This is a genomic window from Mucilaginibacter sp. (assembly GCF_036383575.1).
GTDB lineage: Bacteria > Bacteroidota > Bacteroidia > Sphingobacteriales > Sphingobacteriaceae > Mucilaginibacter.
In genome coordinates this window covers 1-9,840 of sequence record NZ_DASVOB010000613.1, presented here as the reverse complement: position 1 = coordinate 9,840, position 9,840 = coordinate 1, and the positions used below count along the sequence as shown (strand labels likewise).

Genomic DNA, 9,840 nt, shown 5'->3' with positions numbered 1-9,840 from the left:
TTTTCAATAATAGCCTGTCCTAATAAAAAACCTATGTTTTTTCCCTGTGCTTTTGGCAAAAGGTATAAAGGCTCGGCTACCTGCCCTTCCATAAACGATGGTGGCTTGGAGCCTGTCTTGTTAACGTCATTAAAACTGGTGGTAATGGCCTGCGGCTGTTTCAGCAATTTATTAAGGCTACCGCCCGATACCATATCGGCTCCTTTATCCAATATGGCTTTCCCAAAACCGCCAAACTGAGCTTGTACAGCAGTGCTGCAAAATAGGCAGATACTCAGGCAAATGATAAGATGTTTTTTGATGTTTTTCATAAAAAAAATAGGTATGTTAGTGTAGGGAGCAGGAGTTTTTTGTGCTTCATATGGATATAATGTTTAAGTTTCAATTTCAATAAACGAAAAAAGGCACTAACTGTTTTTTGATTTTATTCACAATTGTTATACAATAGTTAATATATCTATTGATGGAGGCAATAATATCCTGTAGTTATAAACTACAGGCATAGTCGTCCGAAGTCAGGAGACTTCAGACAGCATAATTACTTCAACACTTGTTTATTTCAGCTCAAGTTCCATTTGGATGTTGGCGCGCTCATAGGGCGAAGGCCTGCCCGCTATTTTTACAAAGCCCAGTTTATGGTACAGGCTGATAGCAGGTTTTAAAATGGTATTACTTTCCAGGTACAGTTTATGACCGCCAAGTGCTTTTGCCTTTTCAATAATAGCCTGTCCTAATAAAAAACCTATGTTTTTTCCCTGTGCTTTTGGCGATACGGCCATTTTAGCAAGCTCATAATCATAGTCGGGATCATTCATCTTTAACAATGCGCATACGCCAACCGGCTCGTCGTTGTAAAGGGCGACCAATATAAGTCCTCCATTATCGATGATATAACTATCCGCATTATCAAGTGCCTTGTAGTCGGCTTCTTCCATTTTAAAGTATTTGGAGATCCACTCTTCATTTAATGCTTTAAAGGCCGCGTTATAGCGTGGCTCATAAGGTACTATCTGTACTTTATTGCTCTCCCGTATCTTTTGGTGTTCCTGTACCCTGCGCAACAATGATTTTTGTTCCAGCAGATATTCCCATTCTTCGATGGCTTTCCACAGGTCGTGGTTTGCCTGGGCCAGAATTTCTTCCACAGCGTTGGTAACATCAGCGTACTGATCCCTGATCTTAACAGCCGCATCAAGTCCCTTAGCCGAAAGACTTACCATGTTTCGGCGTCCGTCCGTTTTATCCTTTTTTTCAATAACAAAGCCATTCTTTACCATTTCGGCAATGATCTTACTTACAGAAGGGTGCGAGTGGCCGATCTCCCGGGCAATTGAGGTGATCGTAAATTCACCGCCATCCTGCAATACATAAAAAACAGGAAACCATTTGGGTTGAAGATTAATCTGGTATAAATTGTAGATCCTTGCTGCGTCTTCCCCAACAGTTTCAGTCAGCATTCTGAGCCTGCTCCCTATAGCCATTTTTCCTACTTTATTAAAGAAATCCATATTTTGTGTAATTAATTATGTAACTAATTACACAAATATATTGTGTTGCTTTTAAAACCGCAAGCGGATCAATTTCATATTCAATTCATAAACCGCAGTTTTAAAATGTGAAGAAAGCAAAAGCCGGTTGATGAAGACATTAATAACTTCCTTTTATAAAGCACCGATGACACATTTAATTGATACACCATTGTTCGAGATCTCAGGGCTTCGGACAGCGTTATATTTTCATCAGGGAGAGATTATATCGTAAGCAACGAAAATAGCTTTAGCTGCGTATTAACAAAAAATGTATTAATAACCCCTTTTTTAAACGAAACACACAAAGTGAAAAATTTAATTGTATCTATAATTGGAATATTTTTATTTCAAAATGCTGTAAATGCTCAGAGCTCAAAACCTAATCATTCTCTAAAAAAGGCAGCCATTGACTCTGTAAAATGGAAAGCGGACCATTATATTGTAGACAGGGATGCCGCATTCACTGACCCTCTTCTGGCTATTAAAAAATTAGAAGGAGGCAATAAGAGATTTGTTGAAAATAAATCTATCCGCCCAAGGCAGGATGCAGGAACCGTTAAAAAGTTAGGTTTGGGCCAAAAGCCTTTTGCAACCATTGTAAGTTGTTCTGATTCCCGCGTACCCAATGAACTTGTATTTGATCAGGGCTTAGGTGATCTGTTCATTATCAGAACGGCAGGCCAGGTATCATCAGCAGCTTCTTATGGTAGCATGGAGTATGCAGTAGTAAAATTGTACACCAAGTTGATCGTAGTTTTAGGACATACCGACTGCGGTGCTGTGGCGGCTGCAGTGCAAAGGCCAGAAGACGTTCCCGGTCATATTGTTACTTTAATAAACGAAATTAAACCTGCTGTTGCCAAGGTTGCCCACATGCCTGGGGACCCTGTGAATAATGCTGTGAGGCAAAATGTGATTGACCAGGTAAATACCTTAAGAAATTTAGATCCAATTTTACATAAAAAATATTCAAAAGGCGAGATACTGATAGTGGGTGCAGTTTATGATATTCACACAGGAAAAGTGGAGTTCTTAAAAGAAACCTTGCAGCATCTTCCGGAAATAAAATCCAAATAAACCGAACTTAGAAGGATTGATCTAACCGACGCTTATCTGTTTCAGTCATGGATTTTAACTTTGTAAGTTTCCTCATTTTATAACGTAAAAGCCGGACTTGATTAGCCCGGCTTTTACGTTATAAAGCTTTTAAATACTAAGCTAATGCTTTCCCCATTAAAGGATCGCTGAAGCTTGATTTGCCTGTTTCCACGCGGCCTGCGAAACGTTTCGCAAATTTCTCAAAACCATCAACCTTCGTGCTGAAATCATACCAGCCATGGGTTTTGCTTAAGTTTAAAGCTACAGTGGTACTGGCGCCTGCTTTTACAGAAACTTTATGATCACCGGTTTTATAGCCATGGTCAGCTACAGCTATGGTCTGCGCTTTGTTGGTATGGTTAGTGATCTTTAGGCTAACATTCCCGGTTAATTTACCGGCAGCTTGCTCGTATTCGCAAACAACATCAACCAGCGGATCAGCAGCGTTGCCCTGGTACTCGCGGAAGAAGCCGTTAGGGCCATAGGTACGCAAATGATATTCGCTGTTTTCAAATTCATGAAGCGGCCATACGTCAGCCAGTGTGTCGCCGGCTTTAACGGTATAGGCCCAGGTACGGAGGTCTTCCATTTTCTGCGGATCATTCATCGTTGCATATTTGCCGGGGGCATATACGTTAAATGGCGAACCCAATGCTTTTGCACCAAAGGTTTTGTTACTTGCAGTAAATTTGATCTCGAACGATTTTTTATCTGCACTCAGTTTACCATCTGCATATAATTGGTAAGGGAGGGCCGATGATGGTTTAATCCCTTTTTCCTGCTGTGGCATGTATGGTGACGAATGCGGATCTTTATTGATCTGCGCAATTTCATCGGCAGTAAGCAGCTTATAGTCGGATGGGAGTTTTTTGAATTGCGCTTTGTGGATACTTTCTAAAAACGCTTCCCTTGCAACAAACTCAGGGTTTTCGATCTTCTCGCCGTTGTATGGGCGGAAGACACTTGAAAGATCTCCGCAAACGGTACGGCGCCACTCGCTGATATTAGATTCGGTCACTTTTTTACCGGTTTTGTGGCTCAAAAAGCTTTCTAAAAATTGGAGGGTTGAAGTATGGTCAAACACCTCGGAGTTAACCCAACCGCCGCGACTCCATGGCGAAGCAATTACCAATGGTACACGGTAACCTAAACCTATCGGGCTTTCACGGTCAAATACTTCGGGGAAGTTGTTGCGTGCCTTTTCCTGTTCTAAAGTAACAAACTCAACGCTTGGGTCAATTCCTTCAGATACCTTACCTGTACCTGGTTTATGCGGGTTTGGTGCGGTAAACGGTGGGACGTGATCGAAGTAACCGTCATTTTCATCGTAAGCTAAAATGAAAACTGTCTTTTTCCAAACATCTGGGTTTTGGGTTAGGATATCCAGTACTTCGGAAACGTACCAGGCACCATACCAGGCCGAACTTGGATGATCAGAAAAATGCTCAGGGGCTGATAGCCAGCTTACGGTTGGCAGATGGCCATCCTTTACATCGGCACGGAACTGGTGTAACACGTCGCCTTTAGGTACTAATACCTCGCGCTCGGTGCCATCATCATTATATTTCAGCGGACTTAAAGTGCGGTAGTGCGGATCATTGGTATTGGTTACAAAACCTTTTTGGTGCAGATTTTTTTCGCGTTGCGAAAGGCTTGCAAATTTACCAGGATCAAGGTTCGCCATGTCCTTTTTGGTGTTCTCCAGGTCGCGCTGCTTTTGTTTAAGCTGTTTTTGCAGGTGATCGATGTGTGCATCGCCGGCAGGCAAAGCGGCAATTTGTTTTTCTACAGCAGCAATTTCATCAGGCAAAATGGTTGATTTTTTTTGCAGATGGGCAATATGCTTGTCGTAAAGTTTAATATTGTACTGTCCGAAAAACTCCAGCGGGTTATCCTGGAAATTTGACAGCCATGGGTCTTCTTCGCCCTGTAAGCCGGTATCAATGGCAATTTCGTTTTGATAGTGTTTCCACGATATGTTATGGTCTTCCAAACGCTCAGGGAACGTTGCCCAGTTCAGGGTACCATAATCCATGTCATCGTTCCAAACATGAGCTAATGAGTTTTCATGCTGCTCGGCGCGAATGGTACCGCTCCAGAAATATAACCTGTTTGGGTTGGTGCCTGTCAGTGATGAACAAAAATTCTGATCACAAACGGTGAAAGCATCAGCTAAAGCATAGTAAAATGGAATATCCTCACGGTTGTGGAACCCCATAGTTAAAGGCATATTTGAATATTCCTTAATGCTGTTGCGTTTAACGATAAGCCATTGGTCAAACTTGCCATCGTTACGGGCATTCACCTGGTTGGCCCATGAATGCGGCAATGAGCTCATCCAGGTTGCTTTGGTGTTTTTGATGTCGAGGTGGAAAGGAGCATAGGTTTCGCCTTTTTTGTTTGATTGCAGCCAAACCTTGTTTTTATTTGGCAGGTCAATAGCACGCGGATCGTTATAACCACGTACCCCTTTCAGCATACCATAAGTATGGTCGAACGAGCGGTTTTCCTGCATCAGGATCACAATGTGCTCGGCGTCCAGGTAAGTGCTGCCCTGTGCCGGGTTAATAGCCATTGCTTTTTGAATAGATTCGGGTAAAATGCTGGCGAGACCGGCCGCTCCGGTTAATAAGGCTGCTTTTTTAAGAAAATCTCTCCTTGAATCAGACATGTTTATTTGAGGTATATTTTAGTTTTATAAAAAAACGTCATTGCGAGGTACGAAGCAATCCCAAACAGGCAGAGAGGCTGTGCAAGCCCGTCCTGTAAAGTCGGGGATTGCTTCGTGCCTCGCAATGACGTTGGAGGAATATATCATTTTATTAAATTAAAACAGCTTGATGACTACAAATTAATCTATGAACCATCAACCATTAACTATCCGTCTTTCCGCTGTGCAATAACCTGTTCACAAAGGCCAAATGATAAGGTCATGCCGTTACCACCGAGGCCATTGATGAGCGTTACGCCAGGTTCAATATCTACCACCAGTTCGGATGCGCCATTGGTCATTTTAGGGTAGATACCGTGCCATGACTGCAACATTCTCCAGTCTTTAAAATTGGCGAATGTATGTAAGTATTCGATTATCAAATTATTAATAAATTCCTTATCGAAAGGATCATGAACCAAACCGTATTCGTGCGAATCGCCGATGGTAAGCTCGCCGCTGCCGTTTTGCGATACCATCACATGGATACCCCATTTCAGGTGTGTTGCATATTGCTCTTCATAACGTTTCCTCAATGCAGGTAACGAAGCCGCGGCCTGGAAACCCGGATAATGGATCATGGATAAACCACCGCATAATGAGGGACCGATACGCCATTCATCAGGCTGGGTAACCAAACGCATCATTTGCAGTTTGCATTTGGTAATTTGCGTTTGAGCAAAAAGTTCAGGGTACAGTGTTTCAAAATCGGCTCCACTGCAAACATAGATCTCGTCGGCTTCCCAGCTTTGGGTACCAGAACTAACCTTTGGATGTTCGATGCGGCTGATGGCCGTGTTCCAGTGAAATTCCACGCCAAATTTTTCGGCAAGATAAGCGGCTACCTGTCCTATTGCCACCCGCGATTCAACGATCATTTCCTCTCCGCTCCACAATGCACCTTTTAAGCCATCGGTATTGATAGCCGGTGATTTTGAGAGGGCTTCGCCGGGAGTTAACACGGCACAATCACGGTGTTGTTTGTTTACATCCACATACTCCTCTATCACTTGTAGCTCATCATCTTGATAGGCAAGGTGTAATGAACCAACCTCATTATGCCAGATGTTGGCTTCGGTACAAACTGTTTTCCAGATGCTTTTTGACAGCATGGCGCGCTCAAACATTGGCCCGGTAGCCTGGCCTATTGGCCATACCATACCAAAATTACGGATGGAAGCGCCTACTGCGCGTTCGTTGCGCTCAAACACGGTTACCTTATAACCGCGAACGGCCAAAGCGCGGGCAGTAGCCAAACCTACTATACCTGCGCCTATGATTATAGCAGTGCCCCCCTGCCCCCTGAAGGGGGAGTTTTTTGAGTTATTATTTTCGCTCATTATATTATTCATTAGGTCGTTGAGTCATTTTTTGATTTGGAACTCACGACTGCGGACTTATTGTCTGAAAATTTATCTGTTCCCCGGTATCCTCTTCGGCATTCAATTTTTTTTTATCACGTGCTGCGCTTTGCAAAAAGTAAATGAGAGATAACGACCCACAAATGCCGCCAACGAGGGCTACTGTCATTACACCTTCCTGGAAAAATGTACCCCAGCTGATTGACGGTCGCCCCAGTTCTTTTACCAGTAAAACACTTACGCTGCCCAGGTAGCCCATCGAATCGGCAATGTACATGATAAAGCCAACGTTGCTTTTATAGTGAAACGATGCTATCATCCGCTCAAAAAATATAGCGTTATAGGGCACGTAGCCCATATACAGGCCAAGGCCTACGCAGGTCATCCATGAGGTTGGCCCCATCATTTTAAAGGTAAACATGATGGTTGATATGCCCACCAGCACGCAACCGCTTATGATCATTAAGTGAATGATACTAAAAGCGCGCAGGTTTTTACGTACCAGGATGAGCAGGCTCATGGCAACAAGCACCACCAGCGAAATTTTAATATCGGTAGTAGTGAAAATGCTGTTATCCTTAATGCCCAGATTGGCCCAGATCTCTACCTCGAAATTATCGCGTACATCACGCATAATGGTGAGCAGCACATAAACAATAAGGGTGAGGATAATGCCGGGTAAAAAACGGATGACGAATTGCTTACGTTCGGCGGCATTCATCGGAGTTCGTTCCGAACGCAAGTGTTTATCTTCGGCAGTAGGTGCGGGGATGAGCTCCATACAGCCAACAAAAAATAGCAGTGGCAATGCAAACACAGCCCCCGTTAAAAAGGGCATGTAATATTCATTTACATGAAAGCTGCTAATTAAAGTACGCCCCGTTGTTTTTACGAAGCCCGAGGCAAAGATGAGACTGATAGATAATACCGATGCCATAAATTCGGTTGAGCGCCTGCCTTCCAGATAACCAAAAACCAGGCCCCAGATAAGCCCCAGTGGGAAACCGTTGATAAAAAGGAAAGCGATGTTCCATGGCGCAGGCACGAAAGCGAAGGCGAGCAGGGCGGCCCAGGCAATACCAATTAATACTAAAATATAGCGTGCACGGGTTTTGCTGTTTACTTCTGCTATAAATTTGATGCCGTAAAATTTGCTGCTCATATAGCCGATAACCTGGGCTATAACCAACCAAACCTTATAATCAACATGAAAGTATTCGTGACCTGTGAAAGTTGCCGCCGCAAAAGCCTTACGAAAAGCATACATGGATGTATACGTTCCGAAGGCCGAAACCGCTGCCAAAACTGAAATCAGTGCATAAGGCCATTGGGCTACTTTTGCACGTAAACTTTCAATCAGCCTCATTTACTTATTGATTTATGATGTCAACTACCAGTGCAATATCGTCAATAATATGGGTAGGATTATAGGTTTCCAGTTCGGCGCGGGTGAAAATTCCTGTAGTTACGCCTATGGAATATTTGCAGCCGGTATTTTGTCCTTCGCGTACGTCAACCTCGGTATCGCCTACTTTGGCAACTTCCTGCGGGTCTGTAATGCCGGCTTCCTGCATCATTTTCTGGATCATGAAAGGGTGCGGGCGGCCAAGTTCTACCTCGTCTGATCCCACAACGTAATCGATCAGGCCTTTCTCTTGCCATTGCAGGCGGTTTACGATGGTATCGGCAATATCGCGCGAAAAGCCGGTATTGATACCCACTTTTACGCCTTGCTCATGCAGTTTGGCAAATGTTTCTTCTACATTTGGCAGCGGTTCAATACCCTGCTCAAACTGGTAAAAGTTGATCATTTGCTGTACAAATTCTTTATGTATGGTAGTTACCAGTTCGTCGGTAATAACTGACTGATCGGCCTCGTGTTCGGCAAGCATTTTACGGATGGCGAGGGTTTTCTCATAGCCCATCAACGGATCTATTTTCTCCAGTTCAACTTCGTAACCAGACTTTTGCATAGCAGCCCTGAAAGCCTTGCTAACCTCATGATCGTCTTTAACCGTAGTACCGGCTATATCAAATACCACTAATTTTATGCTCATAATAACAAATATAATTGTTTAGCAATACTAAACTTTTTTTATTAAAATTAAACTAAATTAGTGTTAAGGTTTGGTTAAGGTGAGATTAGTGGTTTATTGAGCTTCCTTAATTTGCAAACAGGAAATGTATGCGAGGCGTTGCTACAAAAGAATAGTCATAAAACTTGAGCCATACAGACAAGTAAACTGAGCCGTGCAAGTAATTTCCTCATGAACAAGAGTCCTGATATTTGTTTTAAATAAAAATATCAACTATGGGGAACATAACGAAAATAAATTTGGGCAAAAACGGCCCGCTGGTTTCAAAGCTGGGCCTGGGTTGTATGCGCATGTCATCTGTTTGGGGCAGTACAGCTAACGACGAAAACGAAAGTATCGCCACTATACAGGCGGCGTTAGATAACGGCATCAACTTTTTAAACACCGGCGATTTTTATGGCGCTGGTCATAATGAGCTATTGGTAGGCAAGGCCGTTAAAGGCCGCCGCGACGACGCGTTTATCAGCGTGAAATTTGGCGCTATTTTTTATAATGGCCAATGGCTTGGTTTAGATCTTCGTCCTATAGCCATCAAAAACTTCATCAATTATTCGTTAGTACGATTAGGTATCGATACCATAGATCTGTATCAACCCTGCCGCCTGGATAACAGCGTTCCGGTAGAAGATGTGATAGGTACCGTTGCCGACCTGATTAAGGAAGGAAAAGTACGCCATCTTGGTGTTTCTGAAATTACTGCAGATCAATTACGCAAAGCCAACAGCATACACCCTGTAACCGCGCTGGAAATTGGCTACTCGTTAGCCGACAGGCAAATTGAAAACGATCTGCTGCCTACTGCTAAAGAACTGGGGATAGGCGTAGTAGCATTCGCCAACACCGCCGAAGGTTTACTTACCGGGGATATGAAAGCACCGCTTCCGGCTAATAGCTATCATAACCACTTTTCGCGTTTCCAGGGAGAAAACCTGGTGAAAAATCTTGAAAGGGTTGAAGTATTAAAACAGATGGCCGGCGACAAAGGCTACACGCCTACACAGCTTGCCATTGCATGGGTAAACGCCCAGGATGATAATATCATGCCG

The 9,840-nt window shown here is 43.4% G+C and carries 8 protein-coding genes; 2 read left to right on the top strand and 6 right to left on the bottom strand.

Going from position 1 to position 9,840, the window contains the following annotated elements:
• Together VF500_RS21800 and VF500_RS21795 are read right to left on the bottom strand one after the other, a co-directional pair.
• The coding region (locus tag VF500_RS21800; protein WP_330861703.1) for a hypothetical protein at positions 1 to 311 on the bottom strand (311 nt) is incomplete at its 3' end.
• Between the two features lie 243 nt (positions 312 to 554).
• Positions 555 to 1,508 carry a bifunctional helix-turn-helix transcriptional regulator/GNAT family N-acetyltransferase gene (locus VF500_RS21795; protein WP_330861702.1) on the bottom strand — a complete coding sequence of 318 codons (954 nt, stop codon included), beginning with the start codon at positions 1,506 to 1,508 and terminating at the stop codon, positions 555 to 557.
• 327 nt (positions 1,509 to 1,835) lie between these two features.
• Here VF500_RS21795 and VF500_RS21790 point away from each other — a divergent pair, with 327 nt between their 5' ends.
• Positions 1,836 to 2,606 carry a carbonic anhydrase gene (locus tag VF500_RS21790; RefSeq protein ID WP_330861701.1) on the top strand — a complete coding sequence of 257 codons (771 nt, stop codon included), beginning with the start codon at positions 1,836 to 1,838 and terminating at the stop codon, positions 2,604 to 2,606.
• Between the two features lie 136 nt (positions 2,607 to 2,742).
• On the opposite strand, the gene VF500_RS21785 is transcribed toward VF500_RS21790, so the two are convergent.
• From VF500_RS21785 to VF500_RS21770, 4 genes are all read right to left on the bottom strand, one after another.
• A complete protein-coding gene (locus VF500_RS21785; RefSeq protein ID WP_330861700.1) occupies positions 2,743 to 5,298 on the bottom strand; it encodes a phosphocholine-specific phospholipase C in 2,556 nt (851 codons plus the stop codon).
• 206 nt (positions 5,299 to 5,504) lie between these two features.
• Positions 5,505 to 6,677: a TIGR03364 family FAD-dependent oxidoreductase gene (locus VF500_RS21780; protein ID WP_330861699.1), complete on the bottom strand. Its 1,173-nt coding sequence runs from the start codon at positions 6,675 to 6,677 to the stop codon at positions 5,505 to 5,507.
• A 43-nt stretch (positions 6,678 to 6,720) separates the two neighbouring features.
• Positions 6,721 to 8,064 carry a DUF5690 family protein gene (locus VF500_RS21775; protein ID WP_330861698.1) on the bottom strand — a complete coding sequence of 448 codons (1,344 nt, stop codon included), beginning with the start codon at positions 8,062 to 8,064 and terminating at the stop codon, positions 6,721 to 6,723.
• A gap of 4 nt (positions 8,065 to 8,068) precedes the next feature.
• On the bottom strand, positions 8,069 to 8,755 hold the full coding sequence (locus tag VF500_RS21770) for an HAD-IA family hydrolase (protein WP_330861697.1): 687 nt from the start codon (positions 8,753 to 8,755) through the stop codon (positions 8,069 to 8,071).
• A 254-nt stretch (positions 8,756 to 9,009) separates the two neighbouring features.
• Between VF500_RS21770 and VF500_RS21765 the strand changes: the two genes are divergently transcribed.
• On the top strand, positions 9,010 to 9,840 hold an 831-nt coding region (locus VF500_RS21765), incomplete at its 3' end, for an aldo/keto reductase (protein ID WP_330861696.1).